The sequence below is a fragment of the Methylibium sp. genome, assembly GCF_965279545.1.
In the GTDB taxonomy this organism is placed as follows: domain Bacteria; phylum Pseudomonadota; class Gammaproteobacteria; order Burkholderiales; family Burkholderiaceae_C; genus Methylibium.
In genome coordinates this window covers 3,065,286-3,081,474 of sequence record NZ_OZ257250.1, presented here as the reverse complement: position 1 = coordinate 3,081,474, position 16,189 = coordinate 3,065,286, and the positions used below count along the sequence as shown (strand labels likewise).

The window sequence follows — 16,189 nt, the reverse complement described above, 5'->3', positions numbered from 1 at the left end:
GACAAGGACAACAAACCATGCTCAATGCCATCGTCGACGCTTCACTGCGTTACAAGGTTCTCGTGCTCGTCGCCTTCCTCATCGTCGTGGGGTTGGGCGTCCAGGCGTTCCGTCAGGTGCCGGTGGATGCGTTCCCGGACGTAACCCCCATCCAGGTCAACATCTACACCGAGTCGCCCGGCCTCGCGGCCGAAGACGTTGAGAAGTTGCTGACCACACCCATCGAAGGCGCGATGGCGGGCCTGCCCGGCGTCGAGGAAGTGCGTTCGGTCTCGTTATTCGGCCTGTCCTACGTCGGCATCTACTTCAAGGACAACGTCGACATCTACTTCGCCCGCCGCCTGGTCGGCGAGAAGCTGCAGGAGGCCAAGGGCCGGTTGCCGCAAGGCTACGGCGAGCCGGTGCTGGGCCCCAACAGCTCGGGCCTGGGCCAGGTCTTCTGGTACACGATCGAATCGGCCGACAAGAAGCTGAGCAGCATGGACCTGCGCACGCTGCACGACTGGACGGTGCGGCTGATCCTGCGCACCGCGCCCGGCGTCGACGACGTGGTGTCCTGGGGCGGCGACCAGAAGCAGTACCAGGTGCAGATCGACCCGCGCAAGCTCATCAAGTACGGCCTGTCGTTCAAGCAGGTGATGGAGCGACTGGCCGCGAACAACAAGCAGGTAGGGGGGCAGTCAATCGATCTGGGGTCCGAGCAATACCTGGTGCGCGGGCTCGGGCTCGTCGCCAGCACCACCGACATCGCTGGCATCGTGGTCGCCGAGCGCAACGGCGCGCCGATCTACGTGCGCGACGTGGCCGAGGTCAAGCAGGCCGCGGCACCGCGCTTCGGCGCCGTCACGCGCGACGGCAAGGAGGCGGTGCTCGGCATCGCGCTTTCGCGCGTGAACGAGAACGCGAAGAACGTCGTCGATGCCGTCAAGGCCAAGCTCGCCGTGGCGCAAGCCGCGCTGCCCAAGGGGGTGTCGCTGGTGCCGATCTACGACCGCACCGAGCTGGTCGAGAAGGCGCTGAAGACGGCGGAGAGTTCGCTGGTCGAAGGCGCGGTGCTGGTCGCGATCATCCTGTTCCTGTTCCTCGGCGAATTCCGCTCGGCCATCGTCGTCATCGTCACGCTGCCGATGGCGATGCTGATCGCCTTCATCCTAATGCAGCAGTTCGGCGTGTCGGCCAATTTGATGTCGTTGGCGGGCCTGGCCATCGGCACCGGGATGATGGTGGACGGGGCGGTGGTGATGGTCGAGAACGCCTTCCGCTTGCTCGCTCATGCGAAGGAATCCGGCAAGCCGACCCAGAAGACCCACCTGATCCTCGAAGCCGCACGCGAGGTCGTGAATCCGGTCGCGTTCGCGATCCTGATCATCATCGTTGTCTTCCTGCCGCTGTTCTCGTTGACCGGGCTGGAAGGCAAGCTGTTCAAGCCGATGGCCTACACCATCACCTTCGCGATGGTGGGCTCGCTGCTGCTGTCGATGACACTGGTGCCGGTGCTGGCTGCGCTGATCCTGAAGCCGAAAGAGGAGCGCGACACCTTCCTCGTGCGCTGGGCCAAGAAAGCCTACCTGCCGCTGCTCGACTGGGCGCTGGAGCGCAAGAAGCTCGTGATCGGCTCGGCGCTCGTGCTGCTGGTCGGCTCGCTGGCGCTGTTCCCGTTCCTGGGCAAGGAGTTCATGCCGCAACTGCAGGAGGGCACGATCCAGTTCCGCGTGACGGGCATCCCTTCGACTTCGCTGGACGAGTCGATCCGCGTCTCCAACGTCGTCAGCGACGAGCTGCACAAGAAGTTCCCGCAGGTGCGTTCGGTGTTGGCCACCATCGGCCGCGCCGAAGGTGGCGAGACCACCGACGTGAACTACATGGAGATCAACCTCGACACCAAGCCGCAGTCCGAGTGGCCCGAGAAGATCACCTATGCCAAGCTGGCCGCCGAGATGCAGGAGGCGATGGAGAAGGTCGTGCCCACCGTCGTCTTCGGCGCGACGCAACCGATCCAGTCGCGCGTCGAGGAGTTGATCTCTGGCGTGCGGGCGACGCTGGCGTTGAAGCTCTACGGCGAAGACCTGGAAACGCTTGACCGCCTGACCGCACAGCTGAAAGGCGTGCTCGACAAGGTGCCCGGCGCGGCCGACCTCTCGGCCGAGGCCAACAAGGGCAAACCGCAGCTCGTGATCAAGGTCAACCGCGAGGCCGCTTCGCGCTACGGCATCAACGCCGACGAGATTCTCGAAGTCGTGCAGGCCGGCATCGGCGGGCAGGCGGTCTCGACGCTTATCGACGGCACCAAGCGCTTCGACATCGCGGTGCGGCTGGCCGACGGGTTCCGCGTCGATCCCACGGCCATTGCGGCGATCCCGATCCGCACCGGCGAGGGCGCGCTGGTGCCGTTCTCGCAGGTCGCGACCATCGAGCTGGACGAGGGCTACTCCTTCGTGCGCCGCGAGGCACTGCAGCGCTATGCCGTGCTGCAGCTCGACGTGAAGGGCCGTGATGTGGACAGCTTCGTGAAGGAGGCTGACGCGAAGATCAAGGAGCAGGTCAAGCTGCCGGCCGGCTACTGGGTCGAGTGGGGTGGTGCGTTCGAGAACCAGCAGCGCGCGATGGCACGTCTGGCGGTGATCGTGCCGTTGACGATCGGGCTGATCTTCATGCTGCTGTACACCGCGTTCAACTCCGTGCGCCATGCGTCGCTGATCATCGCCAACGTGCCGTTCGCGATCATCGGCGGCATCGTTGGCCTCTTCGTCAGCGGGCAGTACCTGTCGGTGCCGTCGGCGATCGGTTTCATCGCGGTGTTCGGCGTGGCGATGTTGAACGGCATCGTGATGGTGTCGTTCCTGAACGACCTGAGACGCAAGGGGCTTGCGGTGCGCGACGCGGTGCGGCAGGGCGCGGCGCTGCGATTGCGGCCCGTGTTGATGACCGCGTCGGTTGCCATCCTCGGCCTGATCCCGATGCTGCTGTCCACCGGGGTCGGCGCCGAAACGCAGCGGCCACTCGCCACTGTCGTTGTGGGCGGGCTGTTCACCTCCACGGCGCTGACGCTGCTGCTGTTGCCGTTGATCTACGAATGGTCCGAGCTTCGCGCCGAGGCGCGGCGCATTCGGGCCGATGCTGTCTTGCAGGGTGCGTGACGTGGCACTGGCTCACATCCTCGGCCTGACCTTGATGCCAGTCGCGGCGACCGTGCTCGGCGGTGCCATCGCTGTCGTCAAGGTCCCGAGCGAGAAGACGCGCAGCTTGGTGCAACACTTCGCGGCGGGCGTGGTCATGGCCGTGGTCGCCGGGGAGTTGCTGCCAGAGATGACCCGAGAGCATCGACCGCTCGGCGTGGTGATCGGGTTCGTGCTCGGCGTCGCCTTGATGCTCGGGGTCAAGGCGCTGACGGAGCGCATCGAACAGAAAGACGAGCAATCCGGCGACGGCAAGGCCGGACTGCTGATCGCGGTGGGCATCGACGTGTTTCTCGACGGGCTGCTGATCGGCGTCGGGTTCGCGGCGGGGGAACGGGTCGGCACGCTGCTGGTGGTCGCGCTGACTCTCGAACTGCTGTTCCTCGGTGTCTCGGTGGCCGCCAGCCTGACCGAGGCCAAGGTCGGCCGCGCACGCAGCCTGTTGACGGTCACCGGATTGAGCGTCCTGGTGGTTCTGGGCGCCCTGTTGGGTGGTTCTCTTCTCTCGGGCCTGTCTGGCCTGGCGCTGGAGATCGTGCTGTCGTTTGGTGCCGCCGCGCTGATGTACCTCGTCATCGAGGAATTGCTCACCGAAGCGCACGAGGTCAAGGAAACGCCGCTGATCACCGCGTCGTTCTTCGCCGGCTTCGTCGCGCTCTACCTGCTGGAGCTGATGGCATGAGCCACGGCCGTTACGGCATTCGTTTTCATTGAAGGGGCATGACATGAAGGAAATCAAGGCTTACGTTCATCGCAATCGTGTGGCCGATGTGATCGCCGCCGTCAAGGGAACGGCGGCATGGGGCTCGGCTCTGAAGGCCCAGGGGCACAACCTGGCGGTGTACATGGTCAAGGGTTCGCTGCTGCCGCTGGCCGATGAAGACCGCCATTACTCGATCGACCTCGGCGACGAGGTCGTCAACGAATACAAGCTCGAACTTCTTTGCGATGACGCCGAGGTGGATGAACTGGTCGATGCGATCCGTTCGGCAGCCCTCACGGGACAGCCCTATGCGGGCTGGATCACGGTGACGGAACTGGCCCAGGCCATTTCGGTGCCATGACTGCTTCGTCATGAATTTCAGACGATTCGCATCGCTCGTGTTCCTGGGCGCCATTGCGACCCTGTCGAGCGGCTGCGCAACCTCGCCCGCGCGGCCCGTCGAAGCCGACGGGACCTACTGTCATCGCGTTGGCAAAACCTACCGCCAGACGCTGACTTGCACCGCGCTTCCGGTGCCCTCTGCCGCCGTCGAGGCAGATGCAAAGCGGTTCGAAGCAACGCCTGAAGCGGGGATGCTGTACATCGTGAGAAGGCGTTGGGGTGACATGGCAAACCGGGTGCCGGTGTTCGTCGACGATCAGCCGGCTGTGCTGACGATTCCGTATTCAGTGGTGCGTGTCCGGCTGAGGCCTGGCAACCATCAGGTCGTGATCGAGTGGGAGGCCAAGCGTCACGTCACATACGTCAATGCTCGTGCCGGGGAGGTTCTGTTCGTCGAAGTTGAAGGCAGTGTGTGGGCCTGGGGCTCCACGTACAGTTGGGCGGAGCCTGATGCAGAGGGCGCCCGGCGACGGGCGCTTCGGTCGAAACTCATTGCAGACGTCAACCTGGGCCCATGACGATGGCGGTCACCGAAGGACTTGACGCTCCGGCCAGCACATGAAGACCGGACTGGATCGAGGCGTCGTCGCCGCATTGGGCGCGGCGCTCTTGTTCGGCGCGGGAACACCGTTCGCCAAGCTGCTGGTCACCCGCACCGATCCCTGGCTGCTCGCCGCCTTGCTCTATCTGGGCTCCGGCACGGGTCTCTGGTTGCTGCGTCGGGTGCGCCGCTCGCCCTCAGTGCGCCCGTCGGGGCACGAGTGGGGCTGGCTGGCTGGCGCTACGCTGGCCGGTGGCGTGGTCGGGCCCGTGCTGCTGATGTTCGGGTTGGCGTCCATGCCAGCCACCGGCGCCTCGTTGCTGCTCAACGCCGAGGGCGTGCTCACCGCCGCGCTTGCCTGGTTCGTGTTCAAGGAAAACTTCGACCGGCGCATCGCACTGGGCATGCTGGCCATCGTCGCGGGCGCGGTCGTGCTGAGCTGGCCAAGCGAGAGTGCGGGCTACAGCGGACTCGGCGCGCTCGCCGTGGTCGGAGCCTGCCTGGCCTGGGCCATCGACAACAACCTCACCCGCAAGGTGTCGCTGTCCGATGCCTCCTTCATCGCGATGGTCAAGGGGCTCGCCGCAGGCAGCACGAACCTGCTGCTGTCGTGGTGGCTCGGGGCCACCTGGCCCGGTACAGCGACCCTGGCCTCAGCGGCAGTGCTGGGCTTCCTGAGCTACGGCGCGAGCCTGGTGTTGTTCGTCGTGGCGCTGCGGCATTTGGGCACCGCGCGTACTGGCGCCTACTTCTCCGTCGCGCCGTTCTTCGGCGCCTTGCTCGGGGTGCTCATGCTTGGCGAGCCGGTCACGCCGGTGCTGCTGCTGGCCGGGGCGCTGATGGCCGTGGGTGTCTGGTTGCACCTGACCGAACGGCATGGGCACCTGCACACGCACGAGCCCGACGAGCACACCCACGAGCATGTCCACGACGAGCACCATCAACATTTGCACGAGAGCGGTGCCGCACCTGCAGAGCGGCACAGTCATGCCCATGTGCATGCCGCCACCACGCACAGCCATGCGCACTATCCGGACCCTCACCATCGTCACAGGCATTGAGCGCGGCGTGCCTGGAACCGACAAGAGCTTCCTGCAACTAGCCGGTTGTGGCTGAGGCCATTCCGGCGGGGAAATTGAGAATCGCTCTACACTTGCTCGATGCGTCTTCGGTTCCGTATCGTGTTGACATGGCTGTTGTTGCTGGCGTTGCCCTTGCAGGGCTTTGCTGCGGCAACCATGTTCAATTGCGGCTCGAACCACCATCGCCTGATGACGGCTGCGATGGCCGACACCACCGAAGCCGACGAGCACGCCGCCGGTGAGCAGCACCACCACGAGATGGGCGTCGCCGCCGATCACGACGAAGCGGCGTCGGTCGACGGCGACGCACTGTCGGTGCACCACCTCGACAAGCTTATGAAGTTCAAATGCAGCGCCTGCGCGGCCTGCTGCATGGGGGCGGCGATGCCCACTGCCGCCGTCACCTTCGAACCCCTGGCGCCGGCCGTTGCGCCGGCCACCTACGTGCCCACGTCGCACGTCGGCTTCGTCGCAGACGGGCCGGACAAACCTCCCAGACTTTTCTTCGTCTAACGGGCGCTGCACGCGCCCTCGCATCGCTTTGGCGGTGCGACGCCTGCGTTTTCTGACGCGGCAGCGCGTGCGCTTCATTGACCGTCGCCGGCCGCGCAACGCTGCTGGTGTTCGAGACGAGGATCGTCATGCTCTTGAAATCCAAGGCAGCGTTGCTGCCGATGTGGGCCATCGCCGGCCTGCATCTTGGGCTTGCGCCTGCGCAGGCTCAAACGCCCGCCGCTGCACCGGCTGCGGCGACCGCAAAGGCCAACCGGCCGGACCCCGCCGACGCGAAGGCGCCGGTTCCTTCTGCGCTTTACGCCTCACCACTGCGGGCCTATCAGGCGTTCGCTGAGCCGCAGGTCGCGCCCTGGCGCGAGACCAACGACCTGGTTCGCCAGCGTGGCGGTTGGCGCTCCTACGCCCGCGAGGCCCGTGAGCCCGACACCGCGCGGCCAGCCGCGCCCGCAGCGTTGCAGCCGGTGCCCGCTGCCACGCCGGCATCGGGCGGCCACACCGGCCACGGGATGAAGTGAGGTGAACGCCATGAACTCCCGCTCCCTCAAGTTGCCCCGCAAGCGGCTCATCCTCGCTTCACTCGCGCTGCTGGCCCTGAGCGGCTGCGCGTCGCTCAGCCCCGACGGTGGCTTTGGGCCGGTCGAGCAGGTCGCCAAGGACCGGCTCGGCAAGCAGGTCACCTGGGCGCGCAGCGATGCCGATCGCGACGCCATCGACAAGCGCGTGGCGCAGCTGCTCGAACAGCCCTTGTCGGCCGACGATGCCGTGCAGGTCGCTTTGCTGAACAACCGAGGCCTGCAGGCTTCGTTCGCCGAACTCGGCGTCAGCGAAGCCGACATGGTGCAGGCCGGTCGCCTGCCCAACCCCGGCTTCAGCTTCGGTCGCCTGACCCAGGGCTCCAGTGTCGAGATCGACCGTGGCATCCAGTTCAACCTGGCGCGGCTGCTGATGCTGCCGATGGTGAACCAGATCGAGGCGCGGCGCTTCGAGCAGGCGCGCGGTGCCGTCGCGCTCAGCATGCTGTCGCTGGCATCCGAGACGCGCAAGGCCTATGTGCTTGCGGTGGCCGCCGACGAAACCAAGCGCTACATGCTGCAAGTGCAGACTGCTGCCGAGGCCGGCGCCGAGCTTGCGCGCCGGCAGGCCCAGGCCGGCAACTGGAACAAGCTGCAGCAGGCGCGCGAGCAGAGCTTCTACGCCGATGCCGCGCTCAACCTCGCGCGCGCCGAGCAGGCACGCGGCGCAGCTCGCGAGCGCTTGACCCGGTTGATGGGCTTGTGGGGATCGCAGACCCAGTTCCGCCTGCCTGAACGCTTGCCCGACCTGCCCAAGGCGCCGAACGACCTGCCCGACATCGAGCAGACCGCAATGGCGCAGCGCCTGGACGTGCAGGCCGCCAGGCTCGGGACCGAGCAGCTCGCGAAGAACCTTGGGCTGACCCGCGCCACGCGCTTCGTCAACGTGCTGGAAGTCGGCGCGGTGCGCAACTCGTACAACGATGCGCCGACACAGCGCGGCTACACCATCAGCGTCGAGCTGCCGCTGTTCGACTGGGGCGGCGCGCGCGTTGCCAAGGCCGAGGCGATCTACATGCAGGCCGTCAACCGCGCGGCCGAAACCGCGATCAACGCACGCAGCGAAGTGCGCGGCGCCTATGCGAACTACCGCACCAGCTACGACATCGCCCGCCACGTCCGCGACGAGATCGTCCCTCTGAAGAAGCGCATCTCGGAAGAGAACCAGCTTCGCTACAACGGGATGCTGATCGGCGTGTTCGAACTGCTCGCTGACGCCCGTTCGCAGATCACGAGTGTCAACGGCTACATCGAGGCCCTGCGCGACTTCTGGCTAGCCCAGGCCGATCTCGACATGGCGCTGATTGGCACTCCGAGCATGACCGCACTGCCCGCCGCGATGTCCACGACGGACAGCGGCGCGGCGGCGCATTGAACCCCAAGGACCATCAGATGTTTTCGAGACGCAATTTCTTTCGGGGTGCGGGGGCTATCACGGCCGCCGCTGCAGCGGCTTCCGTCAGCCGCGTGGCGATGGCCGCGTTGCCGGAGCCGGTCATGCAGACCAAGCCCGACACGATGCCGCCGCTGGTGCCCAACACCGGCCGGCCCTACAACCCCGTGGTCACCCTGAACGGCTGGACGCTGCCCTGGCGCATGAACAACGGCGTCAAGGAGTTCCACTTGGTTGCCGAGCCGGTGGTACGCGAGATGTCGCCGGGCTTCAAGGCGCACCTGTGGGGCTACAACGGTCAGAGCCCGGGGCCGACGATCGAGGTAGTCGAAGGCGACCGCGTGCGCATCTTCGTCACCAACAAGCTGCCCGAGCACACGACGGTGCACTGGCACGGCCAGCGCCTGCCCAACGGCATGGATGGCGTGGCTGGCCTGAACCAGCCCGCGATCCAGCCCGGCAAGACCTTCGTCTACGAGTTCGTCGCGCGTCGCCCGGGTACTTTCATGTACCACCCGCACGCCGACGAGATGACGCAGATGGCGATGGGAATGATGGGCTTCTGGATCACCCACCCGAGGGCGAAGCATCCGCTGATCGAAGAGGTGGACCGCGACTTCGTCTTCCTGCTCAACGCCTACGACATCGACCCCGGCGCCTACACGCCGAAGATCATGACGATGCTCGACTTCAACCTGTGGAGCTGGAACAGCCGCGTGTTCCCGGGCATCGACCCGCCGGTGGTGCGCAAGAACGACAAGGTGCGCATCCGCATCGGCAACCTGACGATGACGAACCATCCGATCCATCTGCACGGCCACGAGTTCATGGTGACCGGCACCGATGGTGGCCCGACGCCGAAGACCACGCGCTGGCCCGAGGTGACGACCGACGTGGCGGTGGGCCAGATGCGGCAGATCGAGTTCCTGGCCGACGAGGAGGGCGACTGGGCGTTCCATTGCCACAAGAGCCACCACACGATGAACGCGATGGGCCACGACGTGCCGACCATGATCGGCGTGGACCACCAGGGCGTCGCCAAGCAGATCACCAAGCTGATACCCGACTACATGGTGATGAGCGAACGCGGCATGGCCGACATGGCCGAGATGGAGATGCCGCTGCCCGACAACACCGAACGAATGATGACCGGCGAAGGGCCGGTCGGCTCGGTCGAGATGGGCGGCATGTTCAGCGTCGTCAAGGTCCGCAAGGAACAGAAGGCCGGCGACTACAAGGACCCGGGTTGGTACCAGCACCCCAAGGGCACGGTCGCCTTCGAGTGGACGGGTGCGATGCCCGATCCCGCGCGGTTCCAGGCCGAGGGCGGGCAGTCGATGCCCACCGAAAACATGCCCATGAAAGAGGTCGAAGTTCAGGTCCGCAAGCCCAGCGGACACATGGGCCATTGATGCCTGCCCGCCAACCCCTCTGTTCACACCAACTTGAAAGGAATCTCCATGAACTACATCCACAGACTCTTGGCCATCAGCCTCGTCGCGCTCGGCAGCGCCGCATTCGCACACGGCGACGACGATCACGCCAAGACAGCAGGCGGCCACGTGGACGGCGGCCATGCCTCGGCGCTGGGCAAGCCCGGCGACCCGAAGAAGGTCACCCGCACAGTCGAGATCACGATGAGCGACGCGATGCGCTTCAGCCCGCCGAGCGTTGCCGTTAAGCGCAACGAGACCATTCGCTTCATGCTGAAGAACCAAGGCAAGGTCAAGCACGAGATGGTGCTGGGCACCATCAAGGAGCTGAAGGAACACGCGGCGCTGATGCTCAAGTTCCCCGAGATGGAACACGCCGACCCGAACCAGGCCAGCGTCGAAGCCGGCAAGACCGGCGAGCTGGTGTGGCAGTTCACCAAAACCGGGACTTTCGACTTCGCCTGCCTGCAACCCGGCCACTACGAGGCCGGCATGAAGGGGCAGGTGGTGGTGGCTGGCACCGCAACACCGGTGAAAGCCGACGGCCACGGATCGCACCAGCACTGAACATCCCCGGCATCAACGCAAGTCCGAACTTCAAAGGAACGACCATGAACATTTCCAAGACCCTGCTGACGGCGACAACGGCCGCGATGCTCTCAATGCTTTCTATCGCCGCGTCCGCGCAATCCGACCGCAACGCCGACATCGTGGTGGCCCAGGCCGCTTCTACCGACATGACCGAGGGCGAGATTCGCAAGGTGGACAAGGACACCAAGAAGATCACCATCAAACACGGCGAGATCAAGAACCTGGACATGCCGGGCATGACGATGCTGTTCCAGGTCAAGGACGCTGCCATGCTCGACATGGTCAAGCCTGGCGACAAGGTGAAGTTCAGGGCCGAGAAGGCCGGCGGCGCGATCGTGGTGACGGAGATTCAGGTCGCCAAGTGAACCCGCTCGCTACCAGAGGCCGGCGACGCCAGCGTGGCGATGATCGGGCACGGCAGCTCGTTGCCGGTGTGCTCGCATTCGGTGACGAGGTGCCGCAACACCTTCTGCATCCGCTTCAGGTCGGCGAGCTTCTGTTCGATCTGGCCAAGGCGGTCGGTCGCGATGCGACGGATTGACTTGCGGTGCGCACCGTCCTCCAGCCGCAGCAGCTCGGTGATCTCGTCCAGCGAGAAGCCGAGTTCCTGTGCGCGCTTGATGAAGTGGATGCGGGCGGTCAGTCCGACCGGATAGTGGCGGAACGCGCCGACCGTGGAGGGCACCGGCAGCAGCCCGCGCTGCTGGTAATAGCGGATGGTCTCGACACCAACGCCGGCTGCGCGGGCGAGCCGTCCGATGGTCAGGGATTCGGGTGCGGTTGCGGTCATGCAAAGAAAGTCCTTGACTCTGGGGTCGAGTACGGAGTCTATCCTTTGCGCATTTCCTTGCCACTGACGAGCAAGCAGAGGAGAACACCATGAACGAATCGACTTCGAATCACACCAGCCACTCAGGCCATGGCGGGCATTCCTGCTGCGCGCACCATGCCACCGCTGCCGATGACGTGTCGCCCGTGCTCAAGGACCCTGTGTGCGGCATGACCGTCACGACGAAGTCGCAGCATGTCCTGCACCACGAGGGCCAGCCCGTCTACTTCTGCAGCGCTGGCTGCAAAGCCAAGTTCGCCGCGAACCCCACCAAGTACGCCGCCATGCCGAATGCACCGGCGCCGGCCCTGAGCCCTGTGGAGGCGGTAGCAGGGGCAATCTACACCTGCCCCATGCACCCCGAGGTGCGCCAGGACCATCCCGGCGCGTGCCCGAAGTGCGGCATGGCGCTGGAGCCGGAGATGCCCAGCCTCGACGAAGGCGAGAGCCCGGAGCTGACCGACTTCAGGCGGCGCTTCGTCTGGACGTTGCCGCTCACGCTCATCGTCACCGTGCTGGCGATGGCGGGCCACCGGCTGCACTGGTTCGAGATGGCGACGCAAAGCTGGATCGAACTCGTGCTTGCCCTGCCGGTCGTGCTGTGGGCGGGCTTCCCCTTCTTCGAGCGGGCGCTGCACTCGGTGCTCAACCGCAGCCCGAACATGTGGACGCTGATTGGCCTGGGCACATCGGCCGCATTCGTCTACAGCGTCGTCGCGACGGTCGCGCCGGGGGTGTTCCCCGCATCCTTCGTGGCGATGGGGCGGGTGTCGGTCTACTTCGAGGCAGCGGCCGTGATCATCTCGCTGACGCTGCTCGGCCAGATTCTCGAACTCAAGGCACGGTCGCAGACCTCGGCCGCGATCAAGTCGCTGCTCGGTCTCGCACCCAAGACGGCGCGCCGCATCAACGCGAACGGCGACGAAGAAGACGTGCCGCTGACCCACGTTCATGTCGGCGACACGCTGCGCGTGCGGCCCGGCGAGAAGGTGCCGGTCGATGGCGTCGTCGTCGAAGGCAGCAGCGCGGTGGACGAATCCATGCTGACCGGCGAGCCGGTGCCGGTGACCAAGCGCGTCGGTGACAAGCTGATCGGCGCAACGATGAATACCAACGGTGCGCTGGTGATGCGCACCGAGAAGGTCGGCGCGCAGACCGTGCTGGCAGGCATCGTGCAGATGGTGGCGCAGGCGCAGCGCTCCAGGGCGCCGATGCAGCGCATGGCCGACCAGGTGGCCGGTTGGTTCGTCATGGCCGTGGTTGGTGTGGCGCTGCTGACCTTCTTCGGCTGGGGGCTGTTTGGCCCCGAGCCGAGCTGGGTCTACGGCCTGATCAACGCCGTGGCCGTGTTGATCATTGCCTGCCCGTGTGCGCTGGGTCTGGCCACGCCGATGTCGATCATGGTCGCCACCGGCAAGGCCGCGACACAGGGTGTGTTGTTCCGTGATGCGGCGGCCATCGAGAACTTCCGCAAGGTGGACACGCTGGTCGTCGACAAGACCGGCACGCTGACCGAAGGCCGGCCGCGCTTCGACCGCGTCGTGGCTGCGCCGGGCCACGACGACGATGAGGTGCTGCGTCTGGCGGCAAGCCTTGACCAGGGCAGCGAGCATCCGCTGGCGCATGCCATCGTCAGCGCAGCACGCGAGCGCGGCCTGACGTTCGACAGGGCCGACGGCTTCGAGTCCAGCACGGGCATCGGCGTGCGCGGCCAGCTGGCTGGCCGAGCGGTCGCGCTGGGCAACACCGCCTTGATGGACCAGCTCGGCGGATCGGTCAAGGCGCTGGAGACGCAGGCCGAAGCGCTGCGCTCGGAAGGGGCCAGCGTGATGTTCCTGGCAGTCGATGGACAGGCGGCCGGCTTGCTCGCGCTTTCCGACCCCATCAAGTCCAGTACCGCTGAGGCCTTGGCGGCCCTGAAGGCCTCTGGCATGCGCGTGGTGATGGCCACCGGCGACGGGCTGACGACCGCCAAGGCCATTGCTGCCCGCCTCGGCATCGACGAAGTGCATGGCGAAGTCAAGCCGGCGGACAAGCTGGCGCTCGTGGAGAAACTTCAGCGCGAAGGCCGTGTCGTGGCGATGGCGGGCGACGGCATCAACGATGCACCCGCACTGGCAAGGGCCGATGTCGGCATCGCGATGGGCACGGGCACCGACGTGGCGATGAACAGCGCGCAGGTCACGCTGGTCAAAGGCGACCTGCGCGGGATCATGCAGGCGCGTGCGATCTCCGAAGCGACCATCGCCAACATGAAGCAGAACTTGGGTTTCGCTTTCGTCTACAACGCACTCGGCGTGCCGCTGGCGGCCGGGCTGCTGTATCCATTCACCGGCTGGCTGCTGTCGCCGATGATCGCGGCCCTCGCGATGAGTCTGAGTTCGGCATCCGTCATCACCAATGCCATCCGCTTGAGAGGAAGCAGTCATGAAGGCATCTCGTCACGCAACCCGTTGTGGACTCCCAGCCCTCGCGGTTCTGGCTCTGGCGGCCATTGCCACTGACGCGATGGCCGAGGCGGTGGACATCACGTGGGACACAGCCGGTCGCTTCGAGCACACGGTGAGCGTAGCGCCCGGCAAGCCCGTCGAGGTTTGCGGCAAGCTGCCCGCGCGTGTCAAGGTGCGCTGGGACTACCGGGCCGCCGCGCCGTTGGACTTCAACGTGCACTACCACGTCGGGAAATCCATCGTGTTCCCCGCCAAGCGGTCCGCCGCCGTCGTGGCCCAGGGCAGACTCGACACGAAGGTCGAGCAGGACTACTGCTGGATGTGGACGAACAAGGCGGCCGAACCGGCGGCGCTCACGGTCAGGTTGGCGCGGGGACAATCATGAGCGGCTTTTCGGTCACGGATTCCGGGCATCGGCCCGTAAGCCGTTCGGCCTTGGTGCGACTACACTGGAATCTCGACCAACGAGTTGCTCGTTCGCACTTCAAGACATGACCCTCTCGCCGATCACCGCTGACGCAACCGCAGACGCATTCTGCGTCAGCGCTGCGCCTTGTGCGGAGCGCGCGGCCCATGAGCTGAAGGGGCGTTTGGCATGAGACGCAGCTTTGCGCGTTCGGTCGCGCGGATGCTCGTCGGCGTTGTGCTGTTGGCGCAGCTGGCTGTCTCCGCCTATGCCTGCCCGGGGCTGACAGCCGCGAAGGTGCAGATGTCGCCCGATGCCATGCAAGGCGACCAGTCTTCTTCGCCGCAGGGTGCCACCGTTCAACCGATGGCCAATTGCGAAGACATGGCTGGTGCCATGGACCCGTCGTTCGCTAACCTTTGCGCGGAGCATTGCCATCAGGGTCAGCAGAGCGATCAGGCTGCGACTGTGAGCGTTCCGGCGGCATTGCTCAACGCCTTGTACGTCACCCCACTGGCTCCCGAGCCCACCGCCGCCCCGCGCCCTGCGGCCGATGCGACGAGTGCACTGGTTGCGGCCTCTCCGCCGCACGCCATCCTGCACTGCTGTTTCCGAATCTGATCCTCCAGACCACGCTGCGCTGACGACCCTGCGGGTCGCCTCGGCGCATCGGTCGTGCTCGTCCCGCGCGTGGGCTCGTGCCCGTCGCTGGCTGCCGGGCCGACACGAAGCCGACGTTTCGTTGTCTGGAGATTCCATGTTCGCTTCTTCCGTTCCACACCTTCCGCGCCGGGGAGGGGCCGTGCTGGCCGTCCTTTGCTCGGCACTTTGCCTGGCATTCGTCAGCCACGGTGCCCACGCGCAGGCCAGCCTCACGCTTGATCAGGCTCTGCGGGCGGCGCAGGACCGGTCGCAGCAGCTCGTCGCGCAGGACGCAGCAGCCGCCGCGTCACGCGACATGGCCGTGGCCGCGGGGCAGCGGCCCGATCCGACGCTCAAGGTCGGCATCAACAACCTGCCGATCAACACTCCGGACCGCTTCAGCCTGACGCGCGACTTCATGACCATGCGCTCGGTCGGTGTGATGCAGGAGATCACTCGCAGCGACAAGCTCAAGGCGCGCTCGGCACGCTTCGACCGCGAAGCTGAAGCGGCCGAAGCCGCTCGCGCCGCGGCCTTGGCCAACTTGCGGCGCGACACCGCGATGGCCTGGCTGGACCGCCACTACCAGGAGCAGATGCTGGTGGTGCTGCGCTCGCAGCGCACCGAGGCCAGCCTGCAGATCGAGGCTGCCGATGCGGCCTACCGGAGCGGGCGCGGAGCGCAGGCTGACGTGTTCTCAGCGCGCTCGGCCGTCGCGCTGATCGACGACCGCATCCGGCTGACCGAACGGCAGATCGCCTCCGCCAAGACCCGCCTCGCACGCTGGGTCGGCGACGCCGCCGAGCAGCCGTTGGGGGACCTGCCACCGGTGACGACCGTGCACTTTCATCCCGACGGCTTGGCCGGTCAGATTGAGCACCACCCCGAGATCGCCGTGATGCGCAAGCAGGAGGAGATGGCGCGTGCGGACGCCGACATCGCGCAGAGCAACAAGCGCTCCGACTGGAGTGTAGAGCTGATGTATAGCCAGCGTGGGCCGGCCTACTCGAACATGGTGTCGGTCAATCTCTCGATCCCGCTGCGACTGGATCAGAAGAACCGGCAGGACCGTGACCTGGCCGCCAAGCTCGCGCTGGCCGAGCAGATGCGTGCGCAGCGCGAAGAGGCTACGCGTGAGCACTTGGCCGAGACGCGAAGCTGGTTGCAGGAGTGGCAGGGCAACCGCGAGCGGCTGGCGCAGTACGACGCCTCGCTGATCCCGCTCGCGATGGAGCGCACCCGCGCCGCGATGGCCGCCTACCGGGGTGGCAGCGGGCCCCTTGGCGCCGTGCTCGAAGCCCGGCGCATGGAGATCGACACCCGCATGGACCGCCTGCGCTTGGAGATGGAAACCGCAGGTCGCTGGGCCCAACTCGAATACCTGGTGCCACCGGAGCACGACGCCGCGGTCTCGACACGACCGACGGGCTCGATCGACAAGCAGGAGCGCTGA

At 66.0% G+C, this 16,189-nt stretch carries 16 protein-coding genes; 15 read left to right on the top strand and 1 reads right to left on the bottom strand.

Annotation, left to right across the window (positions count from 1 at the left end):
- Positions 1-17: 17 nt before the first annotated feature.
- From ACQY9S_RS14430 to ACQY9S_RS14380, 11 genes are all read left to right on the top strand, one after another.
- Positions 18-3,137, top strand: a complete 3,120-nt coding sequence (locus ACQY9S_RS14430; RefSeq protein WP_428420470.1) for an efflux RND transporter permease subunit — start codon at positions 18-20, stop codon at positions 3,135-3,137.
- Between the two features lie 52 nt (positions 3,138-3,189).
- Complete coding sequence (locus ACQY9S_RS14425; protein WP_428420469.1) at positions 3,190-3,858, top strand: ZIP family metal transporter; 669 nt, start codon at positions 3,190-3,192, stop codon at positions 3,856-3,858.
- A 43-nt stretch (positions 3,859-3,901) separates the two neighbouring features.
- The gene (locus ACQY9S_RS14420) at positions 3,902-4,240 is read left to right on the top strand and encodes a P-II family nitrogen regulator (RefSeq protein WP_428420467.1); all 339 of its coding nucleotides are present in this window, start codon (positions 3,902-3,904) and stop codon (positions 4,238-4,240) included.
- Positions 4,241-4,250: 10 nt separating this feature from the next.
- Entirely contained in the window at positions 4,251-4,799 is a 549-nt protein-coding gene (locus ACQY9S_RS14415; protein WP_428420465.1) for a hypothetical protein, read from the top strand.
- Between the two features lie 40 nt (positions 4,800-4,839).
- On the top strand, positions 4,840-5,883 hold the full coding sequence (locus ACQY9S_RS14410; RefSeq protein ID WP_428420463.1) for an EamA family transporter: 1,044 nt from the start codon (positions 4,840-4,842) through the stop codon (positions 5,881-5,883).
- Positions 5,884-5,982: 99 nt separating this feature from the next.
- Entirely contained in the window at positions 5,983-6,417 is a 435-nt protein-coding gene (locus ACQY9S_RS14405; protein ID WP_428420461.1) for a hypothetical protein, read from the top strand.
- Between the two features lie 77 nt (positions 6,418-6,494).
- On the top strand, positions 6,495-6,935 hold the full coding sequence (locus ACQY9S_RS14400; protein WP_428420460.1) for a hypothetical protein: 441 nt from the start codon (positions 6,495-6,497) through the stop codon (positions 6,933-6,935).
- A 10-nt stretch (positions 6,936-6,945) separates the two neighbouring features.
- Positions 6,946-8,367, top strand: a complete 1,422-nt coding sequence (locus ACQY9S_RS14395; protein WP_428420458.1) for a TolC family protein — start codon at positions 6,946-6,948, stop codon at positions 8,365-8,367.
- A 17-nt stretch (positions 8,368-8,384) separates the two neighbouring features.
- Complete coding sequence (locus ACQY9S_RS14390) at positions 8,385-9,797, top strand: multicopper oxidase family protein (RefSeq protein ID WP_428420457.1); 1,413 nt, start codon at positions 8,385-8,387, stop codon at positions 9,795-9,797.
- 48 nt (positions 9,798-9,845) lie between these two features.
- Positions 9,846-10,385: a cupredoxin domain-containing protein gene (locus ACQY9S_RS14385; protein WP_428420455.1), complete on the top strand. Its 540-nt coding sequence runs from the start codon at positions 9,846-9,848 to the stop codon at positions 10,383-10,385.
- Between the two features lie 44 nt (positions 10,386-10,429).
- Positions 10,430-10,774, top strand: a complete 345-nt coding sequence (locus ACQY9S_RS14380) for a copper-binding protein (protein ID WP_428420454.1) — start codon at positions 10,430-10,432, stop codon at positions 10,772-10,774.
- Here ACQY9S_RS14380 and ACQY9S_RS14375 read toward each other — a convergent pair.
- Positions 10,759-11,199, bottom strand: a complete 441-nt coding sequence (locus tag ACQY9S_RS14375) for a MerR family transcriptional regulator (RefSeq protein WP_428420453.1) — start codon at positions 11,197-11,199, stop codon at positions 10,759-10,761. The genes ACQY9S_RS14380 and ACQY9S_RS14375 overlap by 16 nt on opposite strands.
- Before the next feature lie 89 nt (positions 11,200-11,288).
- Between ACQY9S_RS14375 and ACQY9S_RS14370 the strand changes: the two genes are divergently transcribed.
- From ACQY9S_RS14370 to ACQY9S_RS14355, 4 genes are all read left to right on the top strand, one after another.
- On the top strand, positions 11,289-13,742 hold the full coding sequence (locus ACQY9S_RS14370; protein ID WP_428420451.1) for a heavy metal translocating P-type ATPase: 2,454 nt from the start codon (positions 11,289-11,291) through the stop codon (positions 13,740-13,742).
- Between the two features lie 4 nt (positions 13,743-13,746).
- On the top strand, positions 13,747-14,073 hold the full coding sequence (locus ACQY9S_RS14365; RefSeq protein ID WP_428420449.1) for a hypothetical protein: 327 nt from the start codon (positions 13,747-13,749) through the stop codon (positions 14,071-14,073).
- 210 nt (positions 14,074-14,283) lie between these two features.
- Complete coding sequence (locus tag ACQY9S_RS14360) at positions 14,284-14,715, top strand: hypothetical protein (RefSeq protein WP_428420448.1); 432 nt, start codon at positions 14,284-14,286, stop codon at positions 14,713-14,715.
- Between the two features lie 181 nt (positions 14,716-14,896).
- A complete protein-coding gene (locus ACQY9S_RS14355; protein ID WP_428420446.1) occupies positions 14,897-16,189 on the top strand; it encodes a TolC family protein in 1,293 nt (430 codons plus the stop codon).

Bases quoted from the DNA above. Each gene is read 5' to 3' on its own strand.
- ACQY9S_RS14370 (WP_428420451.1), top strand. From the start codon at position 11,289: ATGAACGAATCGACTTCGAATCACACCAGCCACTCAGGCCATGGCGGG.
- ACQY9S_RS14365 (WP_428420449.1), top strand. From the start codon at position 13,747: ATGGCCGAGGCGGTGGACATCACGTGGGACACAGCCGGTCGCTTCGAG.
- ACQY9S_RS14430 (WP_428420470.1), top strand. From the start codon at position 18: ATGCTCAATGCCATCGTCGACGCTTCACTGCGTTACAAGGTTCTCGTG.
- ACQY9S_RS14415 (WP_428420465.1), top strand. From the start codon at position 4,251: ATGAATTTCAGACGATTCGCATCGCTCGTGTTCCTGGGCGCCATTGCG.
- ACQY9S_RS14390 (WP_428420457.1), top strand. From the start codon at position 8,385: ATGTTTTCGAGACGCAATTTCTTTCGGGGTGCGGGGGCTATCACGGCC.
- ACQY9S_RS14395 (WP_428420458.1), top strand. From the start codon at position 6,946: ATGAACTCCCGCTCCCTCAAGTTGCCCCGCAAGCGGCTCATCCTCGCT.
- ACQY9S_RS14410 (WP_428420463.1), top strand. From the start codon at position 4,840: ATGAAGACCGGACTGGATCGAGGCGTCGTCGCCGCATTGGGCGCGGCG.
- ACQY9S_RS14405 (WP_428420461.1), top strand. From the start codon at position 5,983: ATGCGTCTTCGGTTCCGTATCGTGTTGACATGGCTGTTGTTGCTGGCG.
- ACQY9S_RS14385 (WP_428420455.1), top strand. From the start codon at position 9,846: ATGAACTACATCCACAGACTCTTGGCCATCAGCCTCGTCGCGCTCGGC.
- ACQY9S_RS14380 (WP_428420454.1), top strand. From the start codon at position 10,430: ATGAACATTTCCAAGACCCTGCTGACGGCGACAACGGCCGCGATGCTC.
- ACQY9S_RS14375 (WP_428420453.1), bottom strand. From the start codon at position 11,199: ATGACCGCAACCGCACCCGAATCCCTGACCATCGGACGGCTCGCCCGC.
- ACQY9S_RS14360 (WP_428420448.1), top strand. From the start codon at position 14,284: ATGAGACGCAGCTTTGCGCGTTCGGTCGCGCGGATGCTCGTCGGCGTT.
- ACQY9S_RS14420 (WP_428420467.1), top strand. From the start codon at position 3,902: ATGAAGGAAATCAAGGCTTACGTTCATCGCAATCGTGTGGCCGATGTG.